The 357-nt window shown below is 52.1% G+C and carries 1 protein-coding gene; it reads left to right on the plus strand.

The annotated features are described in order from the left end of the window. On the plus strand, positions 1 to 357 hold a 357-nt coding region (locus tag HFE01_RS26555; protein WP_181955941.1), incomplete at both ends, for a condensation domain-containing protein.

Genomic DNA, 357 nt, shown 5'->3' on the forward strand with positions numbered 1-357 from the left:
GAAGCAATGGAACGCTGCTGCTTTGGCTGACCAAGTACGTTTGCCTGAGGATCAAGCGGAGGCCGAACCGTTTACCTGGGCTGACACGGATACCGTGGTCTTCCAGCTTACGGAAGAAGAGACAGAAAAACTATTGAAGCAAGCACACCGCGCGTACAACACGGAAGTGAACGATTTGCTGCTGACTGCACTAGGCATGACGCTGTACACGTGGACGGGTCATGAACGCAGTTTGATTCATTTAGAGGGACACGGACGGGAGAACATTTTGCCGGATACAGACATTTCTCGTACGGTAGGCTGGTTTACGAGTCCATATCCGGTGCTGCTGGATATCGGTCGTGGTCATGCTTTGTC

This window comes from Paenibacillus sp. EKM10P (assembly GCF_011800655.1).
Classification (GTDB): Bacteria; Bacillota; Bacilli; order Paenibacillales; family Paenibacillaceae; genus Paenibacillus; species Paenibacillus polymyxa.